The organism is Flaviramulus sp. BrNp1-15 (assembly GCF_022259695.1).
GTDB lineage: Bacteria > Bacteroidota > Bacteroidia > Flavobacteriales > Flavobacteriaceae > BrNp1-15.
Genome location: NZ_CP092099.1, coordinates 1,239,651 through 1,263,637, shown reverse-complemented (window position 1 = coordinate 1,263,637; position 23,987 = coordinate 1,239,651). Strand labels below are relative to the sequence as shown.

Annotated in this window: 29 protein-coding genes and 1 tRNA gene; 14 read left to right on the top strand and 16 right to left on the bottom strand. The window is 31.1% G+C overall.

Annotated features, from left to right (window positions below; all coding sequences use genetic code 11):
* Positions 1-36: 36 nt before the first annotated feature.
* The 4 genes from MBM09_RS05675 to MBM09_RS05660 all read right to left on the bottom strand — a co-directional run bounded on the left by MBM09_RS05675 (position 37) and on the right by MBM09_RS05660 (position 3,088).
* On the bottom strand, positions 37-540 hold the full coding sequence (locus MBM09_RS05675) for a DUF6702 family protein (RefSeq protein WP_238675876.1): 504 nt from the start codon (positions 538-540) through the stop codon (positions 37-39).
* Between the two features lie 63 nt (positions 541-603).
* Positions 604-1,350, bottom strand: a complete 747-nt coding sequence (locus tag MBM09_RS05670) for a carboxypeptidase-like regulatory domain-containing protein (RefSeq protein WP_238675875.1) — start codon at positions 1,348-1,350, stop codon at positions 604-606.
* Between the two features lie 40 nt (positions 1,351-1,390).
* Positions 1,391-2,197, bottom strand: a complete 807-nt coding sequence (locus MBM09_RS05665) for a carboxypeptidase-like regulatory domain-containing protein (RefSeq protein ID WP_238675874.1) — start codon at positions 2,195-2,197, stop codon at positions 1,391-1,393.
* A gap of 90 nt (positions 2,198-2,287) precedes the next feature.
* Positions 2,288-3,088 (bottom strand): carboxypeptidase-like regulatory domain-containing protein, encoded by an 801-nt coding sequence (locus MBM09_RS05660; RefSeq protein ID WP_238675873.1) that lies wholly within the window; start codon positions 3,086-3,088, stop codon positions 2,288-2,290.
* Between the two features lie 111 nt (positions 3,089-3,199).
* On the opposite strand from MBM09_RS05660, the gene pepE reads away from it, so the two are divergent.
* Positions 3,200-3,907, top strand: a complete 708-nt coding sequence (gene pepE, locus MBM09_RS05655) for a dipeptidase PepE (protein WP_238675872.1) — start codon at positions 3,200-3,202, stop codon at positions 3,905-3,907.
* 243 nt (positions 3,908-4,150) lie between these two features.
* Here pepE and MBM09_RS05650 read toward each other — a convergent pair.
* Together MBM09_RS05650 and MBM09_RS05645 are read right to left on the bottom strand one after the other, a co-directional pair.
* Positions 4,151-4,223, bottom strand: a tRNA-Gly gene (locus MBM09_RS05650).
* Positions 4,224-4,274: 51 nt separating this feature from the next.
* Positions 4,275-4,700 (bottom strand): GNAT family N-acetyltransferase, encoded by a 426-nt coding sequence (locus MBM09_RS05645; protein WP_238675871.1) that lies wholly within the window; start codon positions 4,698-4,700, stop codon positions 4,275-4,277.
* Positions 4,701-4,767: 67 nt separating this feature from the next.
* Between MBM09_RS05645 and MBM09_RS05640 the strand changes: the two genes are divergently transcribed.
* Both MBM09_RS05640 and MBM09_RS05635 read left to right on the top strand, forming a co-directional pair.
* Complete coding sequence (locus MBM09_RS05640; RefSeq protein WP_238675870.1) at positions 4,768-5,235, top strand: GNAT family N-acetyltransferase; 468 nt, start codon at positions 4,768-4,770, stop codon at positions 5,233-5,235.
* 87 nt (positions 5,236-5,322) lie between these two features.
* Positions 5,323-6,090, top strand: a complete 768-nt coding sequence (locus MBM09_RS05635) for a M48 family metalloprotease (RefSeq protein WP_238675869.1) — start codon at positions 5,323-5,325, stop codon at positions 6,088-6,090.
* Positions 6,091-6,161: 71 nt separating this feature from the next.
* On the opposite strand, the gene MBM09_RS05630 is transcribed toward MBM09_RS05635, so the two are convergent.
* The gene (locus tag MBM09_RS05630; protein ID WP_238675868.1) at positions 6,162-6,563 is read right to left on the bottom strand and encodes an ankyrin repeat domain-containing protein; all 402 of its coding nucleotides are present in this window, start codon (positions 6,561-6,563) and stop codon (positions 6,162-6,164) included.
* 248 nt (positions 6,564-6,811) lie between these two features.
* Between MBM09_RS05630 and gpmI the strand changes: the two genes are divergently transcribed.
* Positions 6,812-8,329: a 2,3-bisphosphoglycerate-independent phosphoglycerate mutase gene (gene gpmI, locus MBM09_RS05625; protein ID WP_238675867.1), complete on the top strand. Its 1,518-nt coding sequence runs from the start codon at positions 6,812-6,814 to the stop codon at positions 8,327-8,329.
* 54 nt (positions 8,330-8,383) lie between these two features.
* Positions 8,384-8,788, top strand: a complete 405-nt coding sequence (locus MBM09_RS05620) for a BT0820 family HAD-type phosphatase (RefSeq protein ID WP_238675866.1) — start codon at positions 8,384-8,386, stop codon at positions 8,786-8,788.
* An 8-nt stretch (positions 8,789-8,796) separates the two neighbouring features.
* Here the strand turns inward: MBM09_RS05620 and MBM09_RS05615 are convergent, their stop codons facing one another.
* Positions 8,797-10,062 carry an acetyl-CoA hydrolase/transferase family protein gene (locus tag MBM09_RS05615; RefSeq protein ID WP_238675865.1) on the bottom strand — a complete coding sequence of 422 codons (1,266 nt, stop codon included), beginning with the start codon at positions 10,060-10,062 and terminating at the stop codon, positions 8,797-8,799.
* Between the two features lie 121 nt (positions 10,063-10,183).
* Here MBM09_RS05615 and map point away from each other — a divergent pair, with 121 nt between their 5' ends.
* The 4 genes from map to MBM09_RS05595 are packed head-to-tail and all read left to right on the top strand — an operon-like array spanning position 10,184 to position 12,473.
* The gene (map, locus tag MBM09_RS05610; protein ID WP_238675864.1) at positions 10,184-11,002 is read left to right on the top strand and encodes a type I methionyl aminopeptidase; all 819 of its coding nucleotides are present in this window, start codon (positions 10,184-10,186) and stop codon (positions 11,000-11,002) included.
* 1 nt (position 11,003) lies between these two features.
* Positions 11,004-11,321 (top strand): cupin domain-containing protein, encoded by a 318-nt coding sequence (locus tag MBM09_RS05605; RefSeq protein WP_238675863.1) that lies wholly within the window; start codon positions 11,004-11,006, stop codon positions 11,319-11,321.
* Positions 11,322-11,327: 6 nt separating this feature from the next.
* A complete protein-coding gene (locus MBM09_RS05600; protein ID WP_238675862.1) occupies positions 11,328-12,092 on the top strand; it encodes a class I SAM-dependent methyltransferase in 765 nt (254 codons plus the stop codon).
* A 12-nt stretch (positions 12,093-12,104) separates the two neighbouring features.
* Positions 12,105-12,473, top strand: coding sequence for a DUF423 domain-containing protein (locus MBM09_RS05595; protein WP_238675861.1), 369 nt, complete (start codon positions 12,105-12,107; stop codon positions 12,471-12,473).
* A gap of 3 nt (positions 12,474-12,476) precedes the next feature.
* On the opposite strand, the gene MBM09_RS05590 is transcribed toward MBM09_RS05595, so the two are convergent.
* On the bottom strand, positions 12,477-13,448 hold the full coding sequence (locus tag MBM09_RS05590; RefSeq protein WP_238675860.1) for an FAD:protein FMN transferase: 972 nt from the start codon (positions 13,446-13,448) through the stop codon (positions 12,477-12,479).
* Positions 13,449-13,826, bottom strand: a complete 378-nt coding sequence (locus MBM09_RS05585; RefSeq protein ID WP_238675859.1) for a Na(+)-translocating NADH-quinone reductase subunit F — start codon at positions 13,824-13,826, stop codon at positions 13,449-13,451.
* A gap of 199 nt (positions 13,827-14,025) precedes the next feature.
* Here MBM09_RS05585 and MBM09_RS05580 point away from each other — a divergent pair, with 199 nt between their 5' ends.
* Both MBM09_RS05580 and MBM09_RS05575 read left to right on the top strand, forming a co-directional pair.
* Positions 14,026-14,757, top strand: coding sequence for a tol-pal system YbgF family protein (locus tag MBM09_RS05580; protein ID WP_238675858.1), 732 nt, complete (start codon positions 14,026-14,028; stop codon positions 14,755-14,757).
* A gap of 65 nt (positions 14,758-14,822) precedes the next feature.
* Positions 14,823-15,275: a Na(+)-translocating NADH-quinone reductase subunit F gene (locus tag MBM09_RS05575; protein ID WP_238675857.1), complete on the top strand. Its 453-nt coding sequence runs from the start codon at positions 14,823-14,825 to the stop codon at positions 15,273-15,275.
* 49 nt (positions 15,276-15,324) lie between these two features.
* Here MBM09_RS05575 and nqrF read toward each other — a convergent pair whose 3' ends face one another.
* From nqrF to MBM09_RS05545, 6 genes are read right to left on the bottom strand one after another with little or no spacing between them, the layout of a single operon-like run.
* Positions 15,325-16,632: an NADH:ubiquinone reductase (Na(+)-transporting) subunit F gene (gene nqrF / locus MBM09_RS05570; RefSeq protein ID WP_238675856.1), complete on the bottom strand. Its 1,308-nt coding sequence runs from the start codon at positions 16,630-16,632 to the stop codon at positions 15,325-15,327.
* Positions 16,633-17,355 (bottom strand): NADH:ubiquinone reductase (Na(+)-transporting) subunit E, encoded by a 723-nt coding sequence (nqrE, locus tag MBM09_RS05565; protein WP_238675855.1) that lies wholly within the window; start codon positions 17,353-17,355, stop codon positions 16,633-16,635. It lies immediately after the preceding gene.
* A 31-nt stretch (positions 17,356-17,386) separates the two neighbouring features.
* Positions 17,387-18,031: an NADH:ubiquinone reductase (Na(+)-transporting) subunit D gene (locus MBM09_RS05560; RefSeq protein ID WP_238675854.1), complete on the bottom strand. Its 645-nt coding sequence runs from the start codon at positions 18,029-18,031 to the stop codon at positions 17,387-17,389.
* A 1-nt stretch (position 18,032) separates the two neighbouring features.
* Complete coding sequence (locus MBM09_RS05555; protein WP_238675853.1) at positions 18,033-18,779, bottom strand: Na(+)-translocating NADH-quinone reductase subunit C; 747 nt, start codon at positions 18,777-18,779, stop codon at positions 18,033-18,035.
* A gap of 2 nt (positions 18,780-18,781) precedes the next feature.
* Entirely contained in the window at positions 18,782-20,005 is a 1,224-nt protein-coding gene (locus MBM09_RS05550) for an NADH:ubiquinone reductase (Na(+)-transporting) subunit B (RefSeq protein ID WP_238675852.1), read from the bottom strand.
* Positions 20,005-21,357 (bottom strand): Na(+)-translocating NADH-quinone reductase subunit A, encoded by a 1,353-nt coding sequence (locus tag MBM09_RS05545; protein ID WP_238675851.1) that lies wholly within the window; start codon positions 21,355-21,357, stop codon positions 20,005-20,007. The genes MBM09_RS05550 and MBM09_RS05545 overlap by 1 nt, the downstream gene beginning before the upstream one ends.
* Before the next feature lie 126 nt (positions 21,358-21,483).
* Here MBM09_RS05545 and MBM09_RS05540 point away from each other — a divergent pair, with 126 nt between their 5' ends.
* The 3 genes from MBM09_RS05540 (at position 21,484) to MBM09_RS05530 (ending at position 23,900) form a co-directional block, all read left to right on the top strand.
* Positions 21,484-22,773, top strand: a complete 1,290-nt coding sequence (locus MBM09_RS05540; protein ID WP_238675850.1) for a type IX secretion system plug protein domain-containing protein — start codon at positions 21,484-21,486, stop codon at positions 22,771-22,773.
* Between the two features lie 107 nt (positions 22,774-22,880).
* Positions 22,881-23,267: a Co2+/Mg2+ efflux protein ApaG gene (apaG, locus tag MBM09_RS05535; protein WP_238675849.1), complete on the top strand. Its 387-nt coding sequence runs from the start codon at positions 22,881-22,883 to the stop codon at positions 23,265-23,267.
* Positions 23,268-23,336: 69 nt separating this feature from the next.
* Positions 23,337-23,900, top strand: a complete 564-nt coding sequence (locus tag MBM09_RS05530; protein WP_238675848.1) for a DUF2262 domain-containing protein — start codon at positions 23,337-23,339, stop codon at positions 23,898-23,900.
* Positions 23,901-23,987 lie beyond the last annotated feature (87 nt).

Here is a 23,987-nt window from a genome sequence, read left to right as displayed (position 1 = left end):
CGAAATTAATAAATTTTTAAGGTTTACGTGTTTTTTTTAATTAAAATTTAACACGCCTTTGCTATTTTCTAAAGTAAGAATAAAGCTTTTCTGTTTGGAATTGATTTTAGTTTTGACAATATTTTGCTGATCCTCAAACACATCGAATAAAATTCTATTTGAAACTTCTAAACCTTGTATACTTTCAACATGTTCAATTTCAATATAACAACGTACAATATCGCCTTCATATTCTTTTCCAATAAAAACAGGTGTTGTGTTTTGGTTGTTAATTTTAATTACAAGGGTTTCTTTTAAATATTTTTCAATGTAATCGTCTACTATTTTGGGCTCATCTTTTCCAGCTAAAGTTATGCTTTCATCATATCTTTTTCTCAATGCATTTTCAAAATCATCAATAAAAATTCTGGAAGTTATTTGTACCGATTGCTTTTCTTTTATGTGATTTATTTGTGTAACACTAATATAATATTTGTGCATAGAAGTAAATGCAAAAAGTGGTATAATAAAAGTTAATATCAGATATTTTAAAGGTTGCATAAATTTATTTTGTGTTTGCTAAAATAACTATTTAGTTAATTCAAAAAGCATTCCAAATTTATATTAGTTTTTAGTTTGGTTCGTATTTTCTAAATATTGTCTATATTTCATTCTTAGGAAATTTAAAATTTTAAAATCGTTTTGGTTTTTACAATGTTTTATAAAGTTTTCATCATCTGCACAGAAATAAAAAAAGTCCGTTTTTAAATCCTCATCTAAAGGATTTGAAGCAAAAAAATCTTTTGACAATCTTGCTTTTATGCTTTGCATTAACTCCTCCCTTGTTTCTAATTCAACTCTGTTTTTTAGCATTTTTGTTCTACCTGAAATACCATTTAAAATTGGATTTAATGGTAACCCTCCACCTAGAAGTCCTAAAAGCATTTGAGGTTTAAATTCTCCCGCTTCATGTAGTCGCCTTTCACTTTGTGTTGCCGGTTTTCCTTTATATCCAGGTATTCCAACATCGTAAAAGTTTATTGGTGGATTTCCTTCTGTATTTTTAATATCAGACATTAAATCTCCTGTTAACACCTTGCCAACCAGCACTTCATCTAATTCATTTATCTGCTCTACTAATGTTACAAAAATGGCTTTATCTAAAATAATATCTTTTGTAATTATAATTTCTTTTGATTGATGCTGCACTGATGAAAACACCAAAGTATCATGCTCTTTTGCTGTAATGCTAAAATGCCCTGCTTTATTAGTTATTGTAAAAACTTGTGCTGTTTTATTAATAACATGAATATTTTCAATATCAGTATTACTTTTAACTCTTCCTTGTATTTCTACATTTTGAGAACTCATTGTTTGAAAACATATTAATACAATTAATGTTATAAAGCCCTTAATTCTTAACATGATTGAGTTTTAAAAATATTTCGCTTTGCTTTATCAAAAACTCAATAAGCTGCATTTCGTTTTCGGGCTCAAGAAGTTCTGGTTTTATTCCTTCATTTTCAACATACCTTACAAAAGCTTCAACATTATTAATTGGAATATTAAATACTTCACTAATATCTTTTTGTGTGTAAACACTTAATAAATCCTTAGGTAATTCTATATCAGCTAATAAATTTTCGTTCTTTGGTTTTCTAGGTTTATTTTTAGATTTGAACAAATCGAAAATTTTAACCAAATCGGGTAAATAGTTTCGAGCATCTGGATTTATGGTTGATGTTAAGTGATCTTGAATAACGTTGTTGTCAAATATTTTGTCTTCAGACATTGAGAAGGCATCCATATTGCCCAACTCAATGGGTTTAATCTTAATCATTTTAACATTGTCTATATCTGTTTCAATATTTCCTGTAAGACCAGATGAAAGCATTACAGCATCTAGCTGATTGACTTGCTCTACCAGTTGAATTTTTAGTTGTTTTGTTTTTATAACATCAACATCTATTGTTAAGGTAACCGTTTGAAATTGTAACGCAGAAATTTCAATAATATCATGCTCTGCTACTCTAATTTTAAATTCCCCTTTTTCATTAGTAATAACTCCTCTATTTGACGATTTATTAAAAACTGTAACCGCTTCAATATCGTTTGTTTTAGACAAAATAAACCCGTTAACTTCTACTCTATTAACAGATTGACCATTAATTATAGAAGGCAATAAAATTAAAATGAAATAAGGTAAAGCTAGTTTCAAATTATTATAATTAAAAGCATAAAGAACGTATTTCTTATCTTAAAGAAAACGTAAATAGCTTCTAATCTTTTGTTAAAACATAGTAAGTTTTTACTTTTTGGAATTTAAAAAGGCTTTGCTTTTTGTATTAAGAAGTTCGAGAAATTCCATCTCATTTCCGTAGTTAAGTAAGTCATAATCAAAATCGTTACTTTCAACAAATCTTATAAACTCTCCTACGCGATGTTCTGGAATATTAAAATTATCAACTAAAAACTCAGATCCAAAATAATACTTAATTGCCTCTGCAGGTACTTCAGGAATGCTAGCTTTTTTCTTATTCTTAACCTCAGACCTAAATAGCGGAAGTAATAATTGGTCTACAACATTAACTATATTAAGACCATTAACCATAGTGGGTTGTTGATCATTTACAGCCATGTTTTGTACTTCAGACCTATAATCTTGTTCAAAATCATATTCACTACTATGTTTAACTCCAAAATATAAAGCATCTAATTTAGGCTTAAAAGGTTGTGTGGTTTCTATATCTGTATTAAGATTCCCTGTTAACTCGTTATTAAAAACAATAATTTCGTCTAACTGGTTAATTTCTTCAATTAAAAAAAGCTTCAATTTTTTAGATTTGATAATAGCTTCATTTATTTGAAATTTTAGGTTTTGATATTGTAAAGCGCTAACTTCAATAATATCATTTAGTGCAACTTGTAATTTAAATTCACCTTTATCGTCTGAAATTGTTCCTTTATTAGAAGATGAGTTAAAAATAGTTATTCCAGAAATATCATTGCCTTCAACAATTATTTTTCCAGATACTTCAATTCTAGTTACGTTTTGTGAGACAGCATTTAAGGATGTTATAAAAGCTAAAAAGAATATTATTTTTTTCATGATATTTTTATCTTCAAATTACCATTTTAATTCCAAATTATGAAGTAAAACACACTAAAAATTTTGCTAAATTTTATTTTTAATTAGCTTTACACATAAACATCAGTTTTTATGAAAAACATTATAATTGCAAGCACTTCAACAGTTCATGGAAGCGATTATTTAGAATATATATTAAACGATTTAAAAGCTTTTTTTAAAAATACTAATACCATTTTGTTCATTCCATACGCAAGACCAAGCGGTATAACACATGATGAATACACAAAAAAGGCTAGTGAAGCTTTTTCTAAAATAGGCAAAAAAGTAAAAGGCATCCATGAATTCGATAATCCTGCTGAAGCAGTAAAAAATGCTGAAGCCATTTTTACAGGTGGCGGTAATACTTTTGTATTAACTAGCCAACTTTATAAAAACAATTTAATAGACGCCTTAAAAACCGCTATAGAAAATAGCACACCTTATTTAGGCACCAGTGCAGGTAGTAATATTTGTGGTTTAACTATTAAAACCACAAACGACATGCCCATTGTGTACCCACCAAGCTTTAATGCTTTGGCTTTGGTTCCTTTTAATATAAATCCGCATTACTTAGATCCAGATGCTAATAGTAAGCACATGGGTGAAACCCGAGAAACCAGAATTAAAGAGTTCCATAAATTTAACACACATCCAGTTGTAGGTTTACGCGAAGGTAGTTGGTTAAAAGTAAAAGATAAATCTATAACTTTAAAAGGCAGTTTAACTGCAAGAATCTTTGAATATAATAAAACACCTTATGAGTTAGAACCAGAAACAGAACTTAATCATTTAAAATAATTTGGGCGTGTCACCAATTTTTAAATTGGTGTCGGGCTTTGCGCGTTACACGGTAACTTGCTCCAATCCCTCACGCAAAAAACACTAAAAAAAAGCTTCATCGTTTTTTGATGAAGCTTTTTTTTGAGCAGCAGATCAGGTTCTCTTCAGCTTGCTCTAAACAAATTTTTACCCTTAGTTCATTAGTATTCAGTACAATTTAGACATAAAAAAAACTTCACCGTTTATAGATGAAGTTTTTTGAGCGGGAGACCGGGTTCGAACCGGCGACATTCAGCTTGGAAGGCTGACGCTCTACCAACTGAGCTACTCCCGCAATAATTGGCTGCAAATATAAACAAACCGTTGGTTCATCTGCAAGAAAAAATTATAACTTTTTTAAAAAATGGTAGCCCAAAATTTTAAAACCTTCATTAAAATAAAATTTATGCGATGCAGAGTTGCTTACATAAGTATTTAACTCTACTGCTTCACAACCTTTGTTTAGAGTATAGTTATATATCCATTTAAAAAATTGCTTACCAATTCCTTTACCTCTGTAATCCTCATCAATAAAAACATGATCTGGTTCAACACTCTTTCCTGAATAATGCCTAGTACAATACCACAAACCACAAACACCAATCAATTTATTGTTATCAAAAGCTCCAACACACTCATAATTCTGTGTAATCATTTCTGAAAAACGTTGCTCTAATACTTCGTATGAAATATTATTTTTATTTAATTTTTGCACTAATGGGATTACAGAATTTATTTGTTCTTTTTCTATAATTTTAAATTCAAAAGCCATGAATAAGTTTTACGTGAAGGTAATAATTATCTAAAATATTTTATAAGTTTGAAATATAAAATTTAACATGTCTGTAATTAAAAATTTTGATTATAATATAGTTAGAATTACTTCTAAAGAAACTCATCTTGTAAGGCATCCTGTTTTAAGAAAAGGCAAACCCATTACTACATGTGTATTTGAAGGTGATGATGATGAAACTACTATTCATCTTGGGCTATTTATAAAAAAAGAATTAGTAAGTGTTTGTTCTTTTTTTAAAAACAATCATGCTAGTATTTTGGAAGAAAATCAATACCAGCTAAGAGGGATGGCTGTTCTTGATAAATATCAAGGAAAAGGAGTTGGGAAAATTATTTTAAGCTATGGCGAAAACATTATAAAAAATAAAAACACTAAAATAATTTGGTGTAATGCTAGAGAAATAGCAGTGCCTTTTTATGATAAAAGTGGTTATAAAATTATTGGAAATCCATTTGATATTATGGGTATTGGTAAGCACTTTGTGATGTACAAAACACTTGATGAATTGTAATATTTTTAAGTGACTTATTACTAAGCTTTGTGTCTATTAATTATAAACTAAAATTTTGTAATTTTAGTTGCTTATAAATTTTTAAAAATGAGAGGAAGAAATCTAAAAGTCAGGTTATTAATTGGTGCTGCAATTGCATTATTTTTTGTTTTTAAACGTTGTAGCCAACGACAAGAGAATCCATATACACATAGAATGCAAACTATTTCTATGAATGCCGATGAAGAAATTGCCATAGGCTTACAAAGTGCTCCTCAAATGGCACAACAACATGGTGGCTTACACTCTAATAATCAATATCAAGCATTAGTTGATAATGTTGGGAACAAATTAGTTAACAACAGTATCGCGAGAAAAACACCATATCAATATGAGTTTCATTTATTAGCAGACCCAAATGCTATTAATGCTTTTGCACTACCTGGAGGGCAGATTTTTATAACCTATGCTTTATTTTCAAAATTAGAAAATGAAGACCAATTAGCTGGCGTTTTAGGTCATGAAATCGGACATGTTTTAGGAAGACACAGTGCAGAACGCATTGCTGAAAGTGAGTATTGGCAAGGCTTAGCTACTGCTGGTTCTGTTGGAGCAGATATGGGTGGTTTAGTTAGCGGTATAGGACAAAACACTTTACTTACCAATGGAAGAGATGATGAATTAGAAAGCGATGAATTAGGTGTTAAATTCATGATTAAAGCCGGTTACAACCCCGTAGAAATGATTGGCGTTATGGAAATTTTAAAAGATGCAGCTGGCCCCAATCGTGTACCAGAATTTAAAAGTACACACCCAGACCCAGACAATAGGATTGAAAAAATTCAAGAAGCTATTGAAAAATATAGAAACCAATAAAAATAAAAAAGCCTTGTAAAACAAGGCTTTTTTTATGAGTGACTAGCTCAAATAATTATTGTATTTTATAATTATTTTCTCTTTTTATTTTTAGATAATTCTTCTTTTAAAATTGCAGCTGTATCATTTGCCCCATGTAATTCAGCATAATCTAAAGCAGTCATTTTTTTATCAGACTTAGCTTTTAAATTGGCACCTTGAGCAATTAAAAGTTTTAAGATTTCTACTCTGTTAAATTTTGCAGCATACATTATTGGTGTCATACCATTAGATTTAGCATTTACATCAGCTCCTCTAGCTATTAGTTTCTGTACAGTTTCTAAATCGCCTTTAGCAATAGATACACAAAATGAGTTTACTTTAAAAAAGTATTCATAATTGTTAGTTTCAATGTTTTTTGTAATTGGTTTTGCATTAACGTTTGCAATAGAAAAACATAATGCGATTGCAGAAATAATGATTGTTTTTTTCATGATGAAAGATTTTAATTTGATTAAATGATTCGTTTTTTGATATATTAAATAGACGAAAAAAAAAATTATTTGTTACATGAAAAATGATTTATAACAGATATTTAACGTTTAATTCACATATAATTAACGGATTAGTTGATTTATTAAAAAAGCCGAAAAAGTCTTTAATTCTCTAGCATTTGAGCGATTATCTCACTGTTTTTTTATTAAACTTAGTTATCTTTGTATAGTATTAAAACTTTAACAAAATGAACAAAAAAGTTATCTTAATGATACTAGATGGATGGGGTAATTCTCCAGATCCAAAAGTTTCTGCAATCGATCATGCAAACACACCATTTATAGATTCTCTTTACAGAAAATATCCTTACGCTACTTTGCGTACAGATGGTTTACATGTTGGGTTACCTGAAGGTCAAATGGGTAATAGTGAAGTTGGGCACATGAATTTAGGAGCAGGCAGAATTGTTTATCAAGACTTGGTTAAAGTTAATTTAGCAGTTAAAAATAAAACACTAAACACAGAAAAAGTTTTGGTTGATGCCTTTAGTTATGCTAAGACTAACAATAAAGATGTTCACTTTTTAGGATTGTTAAGTGATGGTGGTGTGCATTCGCACATAAATCATTTACTTGGTTTATTAGATGCTGCAAACGATTTTGGATTAACAAATACTTTTGTTCATGCATTTACCGATGGTCGTGATGTAGACCCTAAATCGGGATTTGGATTTCTAACAGAATTAGAACAACATTTAGAAAAAACAAATAGCAAATTAGCAACCGTAACTGGTAGATATTATGCTATGGATAGAGATAAACGTTGGGAACGTGTAAAATTAGCGTACGATGCTATGGTAAATGGTATTGGTGAAAAATCTACAAACGTAACCGAAACTGTACAAAAAAATTATAACAACGATATTACAGACGAGTTTTTAAAACCCATTATCATGACTGATGGTTCTGGAGAACCAGTAACTAAAATTAAAGATGGTGATGTCGTTATCTTTTTCAATTTCAGAACAGACCGTGGGCGAGAATTAACTGAAGCGTTATCTCAAAACGATTTTCATGAGCAAAATATGCACAAACTAAATTTGCATTATGTAACGCTTACCAATTATGATGAAACTTACAAAAATGTTAATGTAATTTTTAATAAGGATAACTTATCAGAAACTTTAGGTGAAGTTTTAGAAAAGCATAATAAAAAACAAATTAGAATTGCTGAAACAGAAAAATATCCTCATGTTACTTTCTTTTTCTCTGGCGGAAGAGAAACACCTTTTAAAGGAGAAACACGTATTTTAAGAAACTCTCCCAAAGTAGCTACTTACGATTTAAAACCTGAGATGAGTGCTTATGAATTACGTGATGCTTTAGTACCAGAATTACAAAAAGGTGAAGTAGATTTTGTTTGTCTAAATTTTGCAAATGGCGATATGGTTGGGCATACCGGCGTAATGGAAGCAGCAATAAAAGCTTGTGAAGCTGTTGATGAATGTGTAAAAGATGTTGTTACTACCGCATTAGAAAACGGTTATACAACTTTATTAATTGCAGACCATGGAAATTGTGAAACTATGATAAACCCTGATGGTTCACCAAATACAGCTCACACAACCAATCCAGTACCAGTTATTCTAATTGATAATGAATTAACTCAAATTAAGGATGGTATTTTAGGAGATATGGCACCAACAATATTAAAACTAATGGGTGTGCCACAACCTGAAGCTATGACTCAACACTCATTAATATAATTGGTAATAATAAATTATTGTATTTTTGCAAAACTCTAATCTATTATTACTTAAATGAATTTTGACCAACATCTAATTATTGCTGTCGATTTTGATGGCACCATTGTAGAAGACGCTTATCCTAAAATAGGAAAGCCAATGCTCTTTGCTTTTGAAACTTTAAAAAAACTTCAAGAAGATGGGCATCGTCTTATATTATGGACATATAGATATGGTGATAGATTAAATGAGGCTGTAAAATTCTGTGAAGAAAACGGTATTTTTTTCTATGCTGTTAACAAAAGTTTTCCTGAAGAAGAATACAATAATGAAATAAGCAGAAAAATACATGCCGATTTATTTATTGACGACAGAAATATTGGCGGATTCCCAGGCTGGGGTGAAGTATACCAAATGCTTACAAATGAAACCCCACAAATTCCTGAAAAGAAAAAAGGATTCTTTAGTTTTTTAAGATAGATCTATTTTTATATTAATTCGTAATAAGCTTTATCTATAGATTCTCTATGGTCTGGATGTGCAATGTTAACTAGAGCTTTAACTCGCTCTTTAATTGTTTTTCCATATAAATTGGCAATACCATATTCTGTAACCACATAATGTACATGAGCTCTCGTAGTTACTACCCCAGCACCAGGTTTTAAAGAAGGTACAATTCTGCTAATTCCTTTTTTAGTTGCAGAAGGTAATGCAATAATAGCTTTTCCGCCTTCACTTAATGCAGCCCCTCTTATATAGTCCATTTGACCACCAACACCAGAATACATTTTAGCACCAAGAGAATCTGCACAAACCTGTCCAGTAACATCAACTTCAATAGCAGAATTAATAGCCACCATTCTTGGATTTTGCTTAATAATGGATGCATCATTCACATAATCTGATGCCTTCATCTCTACAAAAGGATTATCATCTACATAATCATATAATCGTTGTGAACCAATTAAGAAAGTAGCTAGAGCTCTTCCAGGGTTAACACCTTTAAAATTTCCGTTAATAACATCTTTTAAAATTAAATCTATAACACCATCAGAAAACATCTCGGTATGTAATCCTAAGTTTTTATGATTTGTAAGTTTAGACAATACAGCATTTGGTATAGAGCCAATACCCATTTGCAATGTGCTTTTATCGTCAATTAAACTTGCTACATAGTTTCCTATTTTATTCTCAATAGCCGATGGCTCACCCAAAAAGTGAGATGGTATAGGTTCGTTACTCTCAACAAACAAATCAATTTCAGTGTGGTGAATAATACCATCTCCATGTGTTCGAGGCATATGTTCATTCACTTGTGCAATTACAACTTTAGCATTATCAATAGCCGCTAAAGTGGCTTCAACAGAAACCCCTAAAGAACAATAACCATGTTTATCTGGTACAGACACATGAATTAAAGCCACATCTAAAGGAAGAATATTCCTTTTAAACAATAACGGTAATTCACTTAAAAAAACAGGAGTATAAGACCCATTTCCAGCTGTTAATGTATGTCTTACATTATTACCTATAAAAAAAGAATTTACATGAAAGCTATCTTTTAAATCAGGATTTGCATAAGGTGTTTCGCCTTCTACATGCAAATGGCAAACTTCAACGTTTCGTAATTCTTCATGACGATCCGTCATAGCTTTCATTAATAATTGTGGCGCCGCAGCGGCTGCTTGTACGTATACTCTATCATTTGATTTTATAACTTTTACAGCTTCTGCTGCACTTACAATTTTATACATGGTACATTATTTATATGGCAAAATTATTTAATAATAAGCTAAAAAAAACTGTCGAAAGTCATATATGAGCAAAATTTTTAAAAATATTATTTTAAGTATCTTTGCCATTATTTTTTGAAGTATGATTATAGTAAAAACTAGAGAGGAAATTGAATTAATGCGTGAAAGTGCCTTAATTGTATCTAAAACTTTAGGTGAAGTTGCAAAAGCAATAAAACCTGGGGTTACAACACTTCAGTTAGATAAAATTGCTGAAGAGTTTATCAGAGATCATGGCGCTATCCCCGGATTTTTAGGACTTTATGATTTTCCTAATACGCTTTGTATGAGCCCAAACACTCAAGTGGTTCATGGTATTCCTAATGCAGAACCACTGGTTGAAGGTGATATCATTTCTATAGATTGTGGCGCTCTAAAAAATGGATTCTATGGCGATCATGCTTATACCTTTGCTGTTGGCGACATTGAACCAGAAATAGAAAAGCTTCTTAAAGTTACAAAGGAGTCTCTATACGTTGGTATTAGAGAGTTTAAATTAGGAAACCGAGTTGGTGATGTTGGGTATGCTATTCAAAAATATTGTGAAGATCATGGCTATGGAGTGGTTAGAGAACTAGTTGGACATGGTTTAGGCAAAAAAATGCATGAAGATCCAGAAATGCCAAATTATGGAAGACGAGGTAAAGGCAAGAAATTTGTTGAAGGAATGGTAGTTGCTATAGAACCTATGATTAATATGGGTACTCATCGAATAAAACAACACAGAGATGGTTGGACAATTACTACTCTAGATAATAAACCTAGTGCACATTTTGAGCACAACGTTGCTTTAGTAGATGGAAAACCAGAATTACTTTCAACTTTTGCTTATATCTATCAAGCTTTAGGTATTGAAAGTAATGAAGAAGAAGAATTTAGAAAAGAAGCTTTAGTTTTATAAAATGAATTATAAAATTGATAATATACCATCAAAAGAGTTAGCTAAAGGTATTACTGGTAAATACGTGCACTCTGAAAATATGACTATTGGTTTTGTTAACATTGATAAAGGCTCAGTATTGCCTGATCACTCACATTTTCATGAACAAACTACTCAAATTATTTCTGGTAAATTAGAAATGACTATTGATGGAAAAAAACAAATTTTAGAACCCGGTTCTATAACTATAATTCCATCAAATGCTGTTCATGGCGCTTATGCCTTAACAGATTGTGTTGTTACTGATATTTTTCATCCTGTAAGAGAAGATTATAAATAATCCCTTTTGAAAAAACTCTTCAAAATAATTTTAAACGTCATACCAAGACCGCTACTTATCAGGTTAAGTTATGTTATCAGACCTATTTTAGCTTTCATTTTAAAAGGAAACACATTTATAGACCCTATAGATAGTAAAGGTTTTAAAACCTTTTTACCATACGGTTATGGCACACAGCGTAATAATGTATTATCGCCATCTACCTTAAGTTTAGAACGCCACCGCCTACTTTGGCTATATCTTAAAAATGAAACAGATTTCTTCACTGCTAAATTAAAAGTTTTACATTTTGCTCCAGAGCAAGCTTTTTATAAGCGTTTTAAGAAAATGAAGAATCTTGAATATACCACAACAGATTTAAATTCTCCTTTAGCAGATGTAAAAGCAGATATTTGTAATCTTCCATTTAATGATAATGAATTTGATGTTATTTTGTGCAACCATGTTTTAGAGCACATACCTGATGACACTAAAGCTATGCAGGAACTTTATAGAATTTTAAAAACCGGTGGATGGGGCATTTTTCAAATTCCACAAGATTTAAACAGAGAAAAAACTTTTGAGGATAATAGTATAACCGATAAAAAAGAACGTGCTAAAATTTTTGGTCAATATGACCATGTACGTGTTTATGGTCGTGACTATTTTGATAAGCTAAGGAATATCGGTTTTAAAGTTGAAGAAATTGATTATACCTCAAAATTTTTAAAAGAAGATATTGAAAAATATTGTTTAGCTCAAGGTGAAATTATTCCTGTAGTTTATAAATAAAACTAACAAAAAATGACTCAACAAACTTTTATAATAACAGGTGCCATATTTGGTTTGCTCGCAATTATATTTGGGGCTTTTGGTGCTCATGCGCTAAAAAAAACATTAACAACAGACCAACTAAAGAGCTTTGAAACTGGTGTAAAATATCAAATGTACCATGCTATAGTCTTACTTGTGCTTGGATTTCATTCTCAATTTTCAACCTCTGTAACGTATTGGGCTTTCACTTTAGGTATTTTGTTATTTTCCTTCAGTATTTACGGTCTTGTTTTAAGTGACAGCAAAGGAAAAAAGTTCAAGTTTTTAGGTCCCATTACTCCAATTGGAGGGTTGTTTTTTGTTTTAGGTTGGATATTTATAATTATTAATTCTCTTTAAATTTTATTCAGGAAAACCATTAAAAGATAAGGTTTCAAATTCGCCATTATCATTCTCAAAAATCAAGAACACCTTAAGTTCTGGGTGTCTTTCTAAAAATTCTTTTACTTTTTCAATACCCATAGCTTTAAAAGCTGTTGCGTAAGCATCTGCAATCATACAACTTTTTGCAATTACAGAGACACTTAACAAATTCGTTTTACTTGGGTACCCAGTTTTAGTATCAATAATATGCGCGTACCTATTACCGTTTTCATCTAATTTAAACTTTCTATACGTTCCAGAGGTAGCCATAGCTTCATCTTGCAAGGTAATTGCTTTTAAAATAGATTGATCGCCATTAAAATCTGGGTTTTCTACTCCAACTATCCAATTAGTTTGTTTTTCAGCATTTATGCCCTTTACTCGTATTTCACCACCAATTTCAACTAAATAATTTTTAATATTCTGACTTTCCATAAATTCACCAATAACATCTACACCATAGCCCTTTGCAATAGCATTAAAATCTATAAAAGCATCTTTAGGTTTTGTAAGGTGATTATCAATTCTAAGTATTTTATTAAAACCAACTGAAGTCATTAAACTATCTATTTTAAGACTGTCTAGGTTTAGTATTTTTCCTTCTGGACCAAAATCCCATGCGTTAACAACGGCTCCTATTGTAGGATCGAAAGCACCTTCTGTATCATAAAAAATTTTCTTTGAAGCTTTAAAAACATTATCAAAATGCACATCCATATCAACCGTTTCATCTCTATTAATTTTTGAAATAATAGAATTTGTTTGATACGTTGACATCGATTTATTTATTACATAAAACAAACTATCAAACTGCTTTTGATAATTAATTTCAGAATCATAAATAATGGAATAGCTGGTTCCAAAAACAGATCCATTCAGAGCTGTGTTTTTTACATTTTTTTTACAAGAAAAAATTAAAGCACAAACAATAACAAGTATAAGTTTCTTCATTTAGTTTAAATTAGTTTCTAAAACCTGAATACCATTATATTCTAATAAATACTCTTCGTTTAAATAAATAGGAGATTTTTCGTCTTTTACACTACCAAGACCAACGCCGGCATATAAAACTTTTGCATCTTTTTCTCTAGCATGTTTTTTAAATGATTCCATCCAAACCACATCGTAGTTATTAGGGTTGTCTGGTAAAATAACCGCTCTTACAATTACAAAATAATATTGCTTGTTTTTATCGATACATACAAATTGAGGGTGTTTCTTAAGCTTACTATTTACAGCTATAAACTCGAAACCACGTTGTTCTAAATCTTTACCAACATGGTTCATTGCCAAATTATGTAATTCTTGCTCTGTAAGTGGCTTACTCATACTACAAAAATAATATAAATCATTAAGAATGTGGTGAAGTAAAAAACAAGGGCTAAAAGTAGATAATCGATTTATTAATCACTTAATAGTTAAGTATTTGTAGTGAAATTAATTAATTGTACATTTAATATAAATGATTTTAGTTGTAAAGAAAATCAACATATAAAAGTCAAAAAACAACTTTCCGAAAATTAAAAAATTGGAAGATAAACACGATATACCGCAAGAATTATTTGAAGCCATAGAACGCTATGTTAATGGCACTATGGAACGAGATGAATTAAAAGATTTTAATGATTATCTTAAAATTGATTCTGAATTTAAGGCTCAAGTTGAAGATATTAGAACCATCCTTTTAGGCAAGGGCAATGAGCCTATACAAGAAAAATTAGAAGACTCACAAAAAGATAGTCAACAACCAAAATTTAATAATGATTCTTCTAATAAAAATCCGTTAATAAATATTAGTAGGATTGCCTTAATTATAGCTTTATTAATCGCATTGGGTGGTATATGGTTTTTTAGTATTTCGCCAAATCAAAAGCTTTATAATAAATATTTCAAACCAGTTTCAGAACTTCAAGTGGTTGATACAAAAAATACAGCCTTTAACGATGCTATGAAGGATTACAACAAAGGTGATTACAAGACAGCAATAGCAAAATGGAATATTTTAAATACTGAAAAACCAAACAATGATACTTTAAATTATTTTATAGGCGTTGCTAAAATGGCCAATAAAAATGTAGCAGATGCCATTCCTTTTTTAGAAAGAAGTGTTTCTAAAAATACTTTTCCGTTAATAAATGACGCATACTATTATTTAGGTTTAGCTTATTTAAATGAAGGCAATATAGAATTGGCAAAGAAATATCTAAGCTTGAGTAATGTAAATAATAGCACTGAAATTTTACAACAATTAACTGATTAAAGTTTTAGTTGAATTCATTGTATTGATGAAATTCCCATATTTTTATTAACTTAGAAATAAAAAATATGAAAACTACATCCCGCTTAGAACAAGCAATAAAAAAATTATATATCGCTTTTCATTCTGATAAATTACATCCAGAATGTTGTATGCAATGTGCAGTTGGTAATATTTTAGATAATAAGGATAGCTGGAAACATCTTGCAGACCATCATGGTACAACCAAATTAAACTATGTTGGTAAAGTACATCAAAACTTAGGCAGAAAATTTAATGGTTATTCGCCACTTGAACTACTACAAATTGAAGCTATTTTTCTAAAGGCCTGTGGATATAAATTGCCATTACACTACAGGAATACTAAACCAGAAAACCCAACAGATAAGAACGTTCAATTTAATGGTTTATGTGCTGTTATAGTATATTTATGTGAACTAGATGGTATAAATAATATTATGGATTACTCTAAACTGTTTGAATTTGAAAATAACAAACCAAAATATCAATTAGCTATATAATAAAAAAGCCAACTTAATAAGTTGGCTTTTTTATTATATAGATTGAAGTTTATCCTCCAAAATCATCAAATCTAATATGCTCATCTGGGATACCAAAATCCTCACCCATTTTTTGAACCGCTTTGTTCATTAATGGTGGTCCACAGAAATACAATTCTATATCTTCTGGAGACTCATGATGATTTAAATAGTTGTCAATTACACAATTATGAATAAATCCAACAAATCCATCACCAGGTGCATCAATATTTTCTTTTACTTTCCAGTTATCTTCTTCTAAAGGTTCAGATAACGCCATATAAAATTTAAAGTTAGGGAAATCCTTTTCTAAAGATTTGAAATGATCAATATAAAATAACTCACGTTTAGAACGTCCTCCATACCAGTAAGTTACTTTACGTCCTGTTTTTAAAGTTTTGAATAAATGGTATAAATGTGAACGCATTGGTGCCATACCTGCTCCACCACCTACATAAAGCATTTCTGAATCAGATTCATTTATGAAGAACTCACCATAAGGTCCAGAAATAACTACTTTATCTCCAGGTTTTTGCGCAAAAATATAAGAGGATGCCACACCTGGGTTTACATCCATCCAACCGTTTTTAGCACGATCCCATGGTGGTGTTGCAATACGAACGTTTAACATAATTTCACGTCCTTCTGCAGGATAAGAAGCCATAGAATATGCTCTTTCAACGGTCTCATCATTTTTCATTACTAAAGGCCAAAGACCAAACTTATCCCATTCTGCCTGAAACTTATCTGGAGTTTCATGCTCTTCTGGATGCGCTGTAATATCAATATCTTGGTATTTTATTTCACAAGGCGGAATCTCAATTTGAATATACCCCCCAGCTTTGTAACCCATATCTTCTGGAATTTCAACAACAAACTCCTTAATAAAGGATGCAACGTTATAATTACGTACAACTGTTGCTTCCCATTTTTTAATACCAAAAACTTCTTCTGGAATGGTAATATTCATGTCTTGTTTAACTTTAACTTGACAAGCTAAACGAGCTCCATGCTGCAGTTCTTTACGTGAAAAATGAGGTGTTTCAGTTGGTAGAGCTTCACCTCCACCTTCTAATACATGGCATTCACATTGTATACAAGTTCCACCACCACCACAAGCAGATGGTAAGAAAATTTTATTACTCCCCAAAGTTGATAATAATGTACCTCCAGAAGCTACTTCTATTTCTTTTTCACCATTTATGGTAATTTTAACTGGACCAGATGGTGATAATTTTTGTTTTACAAAAAGTAATAAACTAACAAGTATTAACGTAATTAATAAAAACGCTACAACTGTTGCTATAACTATTCCTGTTGTTCCTGCTGCTAAAATCATCTACTCTATTATTTTAGTGTTATCAGCTAATTCTTTAGCTTCTTCAGTTTTTATTTTTTCAACTTCTATTGCAGTTTCAGTAGTTGGTTCTCCTTCTTCGTCACCACCAGTTAGCATACCTCCAAAACTTAAGAATCCTATTCCCATTAATCCTGTTATAATAAATGTAATTCCTAAACCTCTTAAAGGCGCTGGTACATTACTATATCTTATCTTCTCACGTATTGCTGCAATAGCTAAAATGGCCAAAAACCAACCAATACCTGAAGAAACTCCATAATTAAAAGCTAAACCTAAGCTTTCAATTTCTCGAGATTGCATAAATAACGAACCTCCTAAAATAGCACAGTTTACAGCAATTAATGGCAAGAAAATACCTAATGAATTATATAAGGATGGAGAAAATTTTTCAACTACTATTTCTACTAATTGCACCATAGTTGCAATGGTTGCGATAAACATGATGAAAGAAAGAAAACTTAAATCGTAATCTACATATTCTTCACCTAACCAAGATAAAGCTCCTGGTTGTAATAAATATTGATCAAGTAACCAGTTTAAAGGTACTGTAATTGCTAATACAAATATTACTGCTGCTCCTAAACCAACTGCTGTTGCAACTTTTTTTGATACGGCTAAGTATGAACACATACCTAAGAAAACCGCAAACACCATATTATCAATAAAAATTGATTTGAAAAATAATTCGATGTGTTCTATCATTGTCTTTTATTTTAAATTCTTAAAAAGAATATTAATCTTCAATTAATGCTTTGTTTCTACTACGTTGTATCCAAATAATTAGCCCTACAACTATTAACGCCATAGGAGGCATTAACATAAATCCATTATTTTCATATCCAATCGAGTAAACACCTGTTTTCTCAATAGGATCTCCCAAAACAGGAATACCGAATAATGTACCTGAACCTAATAATTCTCTAAAAAAACCAACAATTATAAGAATAATTGCATATCCTAAAGCATTACCAATACCATCTAAGAATGATTTCCATGGCCCATTTCCTAAAGCAAAAGCCTCAAAACGTCCCATTATAATACAGTTAGTAATAATTAAACCCACAAATACAGATAAGGTTTTACTTAACTCATAAGCAAAGGCTTTTAATACTTGGTCTACAATTATTACTAAAGCAGCAACTACAATAAGTTGCACAATAATTCTAATTTTTGAAGGAATGATATTTCTCATTAAAGAAATAACAACGTTACCAATACCTAAAACAAAAAGTACAGCAATACCCATTACTAGTGAAGCTTTTAGTTCAGCAGTAATTGCTAAAGCAGAACAAATACCTAATACTTGAATTGTAATCGGGTTATTATCTGCTAACGGGTCTGTAATTAACTTTGCATCTTTTTTTGAAAGTAGTCCCATATTATTTTAACGTTTTAAAGTAAGGTAAATATAATTTTAAATCTTTCTTAATCATGGCTGTAACACCATCACCAGTAATTGTTGCACCTGCTAAGGCATCAACTTCATAATCATCTTTTATTTCATTTTTAGGATCTGCATTACCTTTAGCCACGGTTATACCTTTAAAAACACCAGCCTCAGTTAATAACCTTTCACCATAAAAATCATCCATGAAATAACGTTGCTTAATATTTGCTCCTAAACCTGGAGTTTCTCCAGCGTGATCAAAAAAAGCACCTTGAACAACCATATTTTTATCAAGCGCCACATAACCCCAAATAGCATCCCAAAGGCCTTTTCCTCTTATTGGTGTGATGTAGAATGTTTTACCATCTTTTTCACCTACAAACAAAGGTAAACGTCTTGTTCCTCCATTTTTTGCTTTTGCTTGTTCTTTCTTTATATCTATTAGGTAAGCTTTATCATCTTGTTTAGCTACACCATTTTCAATAACAAGTTGTTGTTTGATATACTTTGAAAATTCATCAGCAACTACATCTGTTCCAACAAAAGTGATATCTCCTGTACCTTCATTTCCATTTACACCCATAGCATATAGAATATTCTGTTGTTTTTCCATACGCTTATTCTCATCAATATTAGGTCTTAAAGATGATGCTGTAAACGCTAATAAAGAACCTACAACCAATACCATCGCAATAGCGAAGATTATAGTATATGAGTTTTTGTCTGTGTTAACTGCCATAATTATGCTGTTTTAACTTTTAAACGTTTCATTCTTTTCTTTACATTTCCTTGAACCACATAATGATCAATTGTTGGTGCAAATACATTCATTAATAGAATAGCTAAAAACACACCTTCAGGATATGCTGGGTTAAATACACGAATCATAATGGAAATGAATCCAATTAAAAACCCATAAATCCATTTTCCTTTATTGGTTTGTGACGCTGTTACAGGATCTGTTGCCATATAAACGGCACCAAATAATATACTTCCTATTATTAAATGTTGCCAAAAAGGAACACTCATTAATCCGTAGAATTTACTTGATTCTGAAATCCAACCAGAATCTACTACAAAATTAAAAATAAGTCCCATGGCTAGTGCCCCAACTAAAGTACTAAGTATAATTCTCCAGCTTCCAATTTTAGTAAAAATTAAAAATAAAGCTCCAATAATAATTAAGAACTTTGAGGTTTCCCCAACTGAACCTGGTATTAAACCCCAAAACATATCCCAATAATCATATACTACCGAGTTTCCTTGAGCATAACTACCCAAAATAGTTTCACCCGAGATAGCATCAAGGTTTTGTCCTGAAGCTATTAATTGATCACGTTCTACTGCTCCATGCACCCAAACTTTATCTCCAGACATCCAAGTTGGATAGGCGAAGAATAAGAATGCTCTTATTGTTAATGCAGGATTTAAGATATTCATTCCTGTTCCTCCAAACACTTCTTTACCTATTACAACACCAAAGATTACTGCTACTGCTAACATCCATAAAGGGATATCTACAGGTACAATTAATGGTACTAACATTCCTGTTACTAGGTAACCTTCTTCTACTTCGTGTCCTTTTATAATGGCGAATATAAATTCTACCGCTAAACCAACTCCGTAAGAGACTATTACTAATGGCAATACTTGCCATAAACCAACTACTAAGTTATCTAAAGTCCAAAAAGAAGCCCCTAAAAAACCTTTAGCAGATTCAATCTCACCTAAAGCTAAGTAATGTTGATATCCCGCATTGAACATTCCAAAAATCAAACATGGTACCAATGCCATAATAACCGTATTCATGGTACGCTTTAAATCATCGGCTGCTTTAATGTGTGTACCACCATGAGTAGTTTCATTTGGCAGATATAAAAATGTATGTATTGCAGAAAATGCAGGCAACCATTTTTTGCCTTTGTTCTTCTCTTTAAAACTATGTAATTTTTCTTTTAAACCCATTATCCTATCTCTTTAAGCATTAAGTCTAATCCAGCTCTTATTATTTTTTGATGTGGTTGCTTAGAAACACAAACAAATTCTGTTAATGCAAAATCTTCTGGTGCAACTTCGTACATCCCTAAAGCTTCCATTTCATCTAAATCTTGATACATGCAAGCTTTTAAAATCTGCATTGGAAAAATATCTAATGGAAATACTTCTTCGTAAGTTCCTGTAGTTACAAAAGCACGATGCTCTCCATTAGTATTTGTATTTAAATCGTATTTCTTTTTAGGATTTAACCAAGAAAAAGTAAGCGCTCTTGATGTAGAAACCTTATTAAATACTGGTTTAGTCCATCCAAAAAACTCATAATCATCACCTTCTGGAATTACAGATATTACATTGCTGTAATAATCTAAACTACCATCTGCCTCAACTTGCTTTCCTGTTAAAACATTTCCAGAGATAATACGGTCATTACCATCTTTTTCAACACCATTATCATAAACTATTGTAGCAACTTCGCTACCAATAATTGTTTTAAAGTATCTAGGTTTTTTAACCGAAGATCCCACAAGTGCAACAACGCGTTCTGCATTGAATTTACCAGTTAGTAATAACTCGCCGATAATAACAAGGTCTTGAGCGTTAACTGTCCAAGCAATTTCTCCTTTGTTTATAGGATTTACTTTATTAATAAGTGTTCCTATGTTTCCTGAAGGATGCGGACCAGATACTTTGTGTAAAGTAACTCCACTTAAACCAGCTAATGGTGAATTAGAATTACCTACAGACACATGTACTTTACCTTCGGTAAGTTTACCCAAAGCTGTTACTGCTGCTTGCAATTCTGCTTCCTTACCTTTTAGAGTAAAATCTAAATCGGCAGCTAATGGTGCACTTGCGTAACCAGAAATAAATACCGCTTTTGGCGATTTTTCTGGATTTGCAATAACATCATAAGGGCGTTGTTTTATAAACGGCCAGCAACCTGATGCTAATAAATGCGCTTTAACACTTTCTGCAGATGCGTTATCTAAATTGAATTTACCATAATCTTCATAAGATTGTGTTTTATCAGCTTCAATTTTAATAGCATCAATGCGTCTTTTTGGTCCACGTACTACCTCTAAAACTTTACCTGAAACTGGTGATGAAAACATAACAGCTTCGTGAGTTTTATCGTAAAACAAAGTAGCTCCAGCTTTTACTGTTGTACCTTCTTTTGCGACAAGTTTAGGGATAACACCGTGAAAATCTTCTGGTCTTATGGTGCAGTAGTTGCTGATAATTGCCTGTTCTACAGTTTTTTCAGCTTCACCTTTAAGTTTAATGTCCAGACCTTTTTTAATACGAATGTCGTTTGACATATTTATTTTATTGAAATTAGTTGTCTAAAAATCGGGGCAAAAATACGAATTAATAGCCATAAATACATTCAAATTTTTGCAACTTATTTATTTATATTCATTCTAAATAAATGAAAAAGTTTAGGCATGGATTTTGTTTATCTTTACACGCAAAACACCTTAATAATGCTTATAAAGTTTAAACAAATTATTCTCTTTGTTTTTCTGCCTTTAATTTCTTTTTCTCAAGTTGAAGAAGTAAACCCTCCAGACTATATTAAAACCATAAACTTTAAAGGCAATACCCCAGAAACACAATTGCCTATTTTAAGATTAGGGGAATATGTGGTTTTAGAGTTTGATGCATTAAATGGTGATGAAGAAGATTATTACTATAAACTTGAACATTTCAATTACGACTGGACTCCTTCAGTTTTAATGAAATCTGAATACTTAAATGGATTTGATAATCAGCGCATACGTAATTACGAGAATTCATATAACACCTATCAAATATACTCACATTACAAACTAACTATCCCAAATCAATTTACAAAAGGGCTTCTTGTTTCTGGTAATTACTTACTTTCTATTTATAATAATGACGATGAACTTGTTTTCTCAAGAAAATTCATGATTTATGAAAACGAAGTAAATGTGGGCGTTAATATTAAAAGAGCGCGCGATCTTCAATATATTGAAGAAAAACAACGTGTAGAAATTGTTATTGCTTCAAACCGTATGCAGCTTAACAACCCAAATCAAACTATAAAAACCGTAATAGTTCAAAACAACAACTTAAAAACAGCCATTTCAAACATAAAACCGCAATACACTGTTGGCAATCAACTTATTTATAAATATGATAATGAGACGAGTTTTTGGGGCGGAAATGAATATTTCTATTTTGAAAACAAAGACATTAGAGCCGCAAATACAGGCATTCAGTATATAGATTTACAAGATTTATATCACAATTATCTATACACGAATATTCAAAGAGCAAATAATCCTTATACATACAACCCGGATATTAATGGAAATTATGTGATTTTAAATATTGATGCAGACGACCCAAGTATTGAAGCAGATTATGTTTGGGTACACTTTTCTTTACTAGCTAACGAAGCTTTACAAGGCAAAAACATTCATGTGTATGGTAATTTCAACAATTACACCACAGATGAAAGCACTAAAATGACATATAACCCAGACAATAACGTTTACCAAAACACCATGTTACTTAAACAAGGGTTTTACAATTACAAATTTGTTGTAGATAATAACGATAAGTCTATTGATGAAGGTTTTGTTAGTGGAAATTTTTACCAAACCGAAAACAATTATAAAGTGCTTGTATATTACAGAGATTTAGGCGCTCGCTACGATAAAATAATAGGTTTTGGCGAAGGTAGTTCGGTTAATATCTCGAATTAATAGTGTTGTTTAACTAATTTTTCAACTCAATACGTTAAAATTTATCATCAACTGCTTTATATTTCTTATTTTAGCCCGCGTAATTGCATGGTTTATTAATAGTTAACATGGTTCAACAAGTAACAAAAGGGATAAAAATTTCGGTAGACACTACCTACGAAGGCTCGTTTTATAAAAATTATAAAATACAATTTGCCTTTGGTTACACCATTACTATAGAAAACCAAAGCAAAGATTCTGTACAACTTAATGCGCGCCACTGGGAAATTTTAGACGCTTTAAATAATGTAGAAGTAGTAACCGGCGAAGGCGTTATTGGTAAAAAACCCGTGTTAAAACCAGGCGAATCTCATACCTACTCTTCGGGTTGCTTACTTACCTCACCTTTTGGTGCTATGCAAGGGCATTACGATATGGTAAACTTTACCACCACTAAAAAGTTTAAAGTTACCATACCTACTTTTAAACTAAGCGCTTCGTTTGCTATAAACTAGTATTTTTCTTTTTATTATTTTTATCTTTATAACTCATATCCTTGAGTTACCACACATTTAAAATACACAATGGGAATATTTTCTAGATTTAGTAAAAATCCAAATTTCAATCTTAAAAAATCTGATTTTAAAACAGAAACGGATTCATTTTATGACGATGAATCTTCTCCGCCTATAAACGAGGAATTTGCCAAAACTGTTGCTAAATGGAAAGAAGAAAAAGGCATAAATGAAGATAAAGAATTAAATTATGACAGGAATTCAACGAGTGCAATTCTTTTTGGAAACAAAGTTGAAATAACATACAATCCTTCGGAAATTGAGTTGAGTGAAAGCGATTTTATTATTGGACTGAATCAAAAATTGAATTGGATATCAAAAAATAAAAACGAAATAAATAGTCAAATCGCAAAAAAACTACTTCCCTTAAAAAATCAAAGTTGGCTAAATGATAATGAATCTATAATAACGGAAAGGGATTTTATAAATAGAATAAAATTAGGTTCAATATTATTTTTTGGCGATTTGAGTTCTGAATTGGTGTATGATGACGGAAACTTGTTTTGGGGTCACCAAATTGTTGCGGACTTAAACAAAAAAAACGAACTGACCAATGTTGACATTCAAGGATAAAAAACGTGTGGTAACACCGTATAAAAAAAATTGCTATTTTTAGCTTAGCCAAAGTTAGTTGCTCATTTGCTTGCGTCTGATTTTCCT

What these genes read in the sequence shown, in the direction of transcription:
- MBM09_RS05675 (WP_238675876.1), bottom strand. Translation starts at nt 540, where the DNA reads ATGCAACCTTTAAAATATCTGATATTAACTTTTATTATACCACTTTTT.
- MBM09_RS05670 (WP_238675875.1), bottom strand. Translation starts at nt 1,350, where the DNA reads ATGAGTTCTCAAAATGTAGAAATACAAGGAAGAGTTAAAAGTAATACT.
- MBM09_RS05660 (WP_238675873.1), bottom strand. Translation starts at nt 3,088, where the DNA reads ATGAAAAAAATAATATTCTTTTTAGCTTTTATAACATCCTTAAATGCT.
- pepE (WP_238675872.1), top strand. Translation starts at nt 3,200, where the DNA reads ATGAAAAACATTATAATTGCAAGCACTTCAACAGTTCATGGAAGCGAT.
- MBM09_RS05645 (WP_238675871.1), bottom strand. Translation starts at nt 4,700, where the DNA reads ATGGCTTTTGAATTTAAAATTATAGAAAAAGAACAAATAAATTCTGTA.
- MBM09_RS05640 (WP_238675870.1), top strand. Translation starts at nt 4,768, where the DNA reads ATGTCTGTAATTAAAAATTTTGATTATAATATAGTTAGAATTACTTCT.
- MBM09_RS05635 (WP_238675869.1), top strand. Translation starts at nt 5,323, where the DNA reads ATGAGAGGAAGAAATCTAAAAGTCAGGTTATTAATTGGTGCTGCAATT.
- MBM09_RS05630 (WP_238675868.1), bottom strand. Translation starts at nt 6,563, where the DNA reads ATGAAAAAAACAATCATTATTTCTGCAATCGCATTATGTTTTTCTATT.
- gpmI (WP_238675867.1), top strand. Translation starts at nt 6,812, where the DNA reads ATGAACAAAAAAGTTATCTTAATGATACTAGATGGATGGGGTAATTCT.
- MBM09_RS05620 (WP_238675866.1), top strand. Translation starts at nt 8,384, where the DNA reads ATGAATTTTGACCAACATCTAATTATTGCTGTCGATTTTGATGGCACC.
- MBM09_RS05615 (WP_238675865.1), bottom strand. Translation starts at nt 10,062, where the DNA reads ATGTATAAAATTGTAAGTGCAGCAGAAGCTGTAAAAGTTATAAAATCA.
- map (WP_238675864.1), top strand. Translation starts at nt 10,184, where the DNA reads ATGATTATAGTAAAAACTAGAGAGGAAATTGAATTAATGCGTGAAAGT.
- MBM09_RS05605 (WP_238675863.1), top strand. Translation starts at nt 11,004, where the DNA reads ATGAATTATAAAATTGATAATATACCATCAAAAGAGTTAGCTAAAGGT.
- MBM09_RS05595 (WP_238675861.1), top strand. Translation starts at nt 12,105, where the DNA reads ATGACTCAACAAACTTTTATAATAACAGGTGCCATATTTGGTTTGCTC.
- MBM09_RS05590 (WP_238675860.1), bottom strand. Translation starts at nt 13,448, where the DNA reads ATGAAGAAACTTATACTTGTTATTGTTTGTGCTTTAATTTTTTCTTGT.
- MBM09_RS05585 (WP_238675859.1), bottom strand. Translation starts at nt 13,826, where the DNA reads ATGAGTAAGCCACTTACAGAGCAAGAATTACATAATTTGGCAATGAAC.
- MBM09_RS05575 (WP_238675857.1), top strand. Translation starts at nt 14,823, where the DNA reads ATGAAAACTACATCCCGCTTAGAACAAGCAATAAAAAAATTATATATC.
- nqrF (WP_238675856.1), bottom strand. Translation starts at nt 16,632, where the DNA reads ATGATTTTAGCAGCAGGAACAACAGGAATAGTTATAGCAACAGTTGTA.
- nqrE (WP_238675855.1), bottom strand. Translation starts at nt 17,355, where the DNA reads ATGATAGAACACATCGAATTATTTTTCAAATCAATTTTTATTGATAAT.
- MBM09_RS05560 (WP_238675854.1), bottom strand. Translation starts at nt 18,031, where the DNA reads ATGGGACTACTTTCAAAAAAAGATGCAAAGTTAATTACAGACCCGTTA.
- MBM09_RS05555 (WP_238675853.1), bottom strand. Translation starts at nt 18,779, where the DNA reads ATGGCAGTTAACACAGACAAAAACTCATATACTATAATCTTCGCTATT.
- MBM09_RS05550 (WP_238675852.1), bottom strand. Translation starts at nt 20,005, where the DNA reads ATGGGTTTAAAAGAAAAATTACATAGTTTTAAAGAGAAGAACAAAGGC.
- MBM09_RS05545 (WP_238675851.1), bottom strand. Translation starts at nt 21,357, where the DNA reads ATGTCAAACGACATTCGTATTAAAAAAGGTCTGGACATTAAACTTAAA.
- MBM09_RS05540 (WP_238675850.1), top strand. Translation starts at nt 21,484, where the DNA reads ATGGATTTTGTTTATCTTTACACGCAAAACACCTTAATAATGCTTATA.
- apaG (WP_238675849.1), top strand. Translation starts at nt 22,881, where the DNA reads ATGGTTCAACAAGTAACAAAAGGGATAAAAATTTCGGTAGACACTACC.
- MBM09_RS05530 (WP_238675848.1), top strand. Translation starts at nt 23,337, where the DNA reads ATGGGAATATTTTCTAGATTTAGTAAAAATCCAAATTTCAATCTTAAA.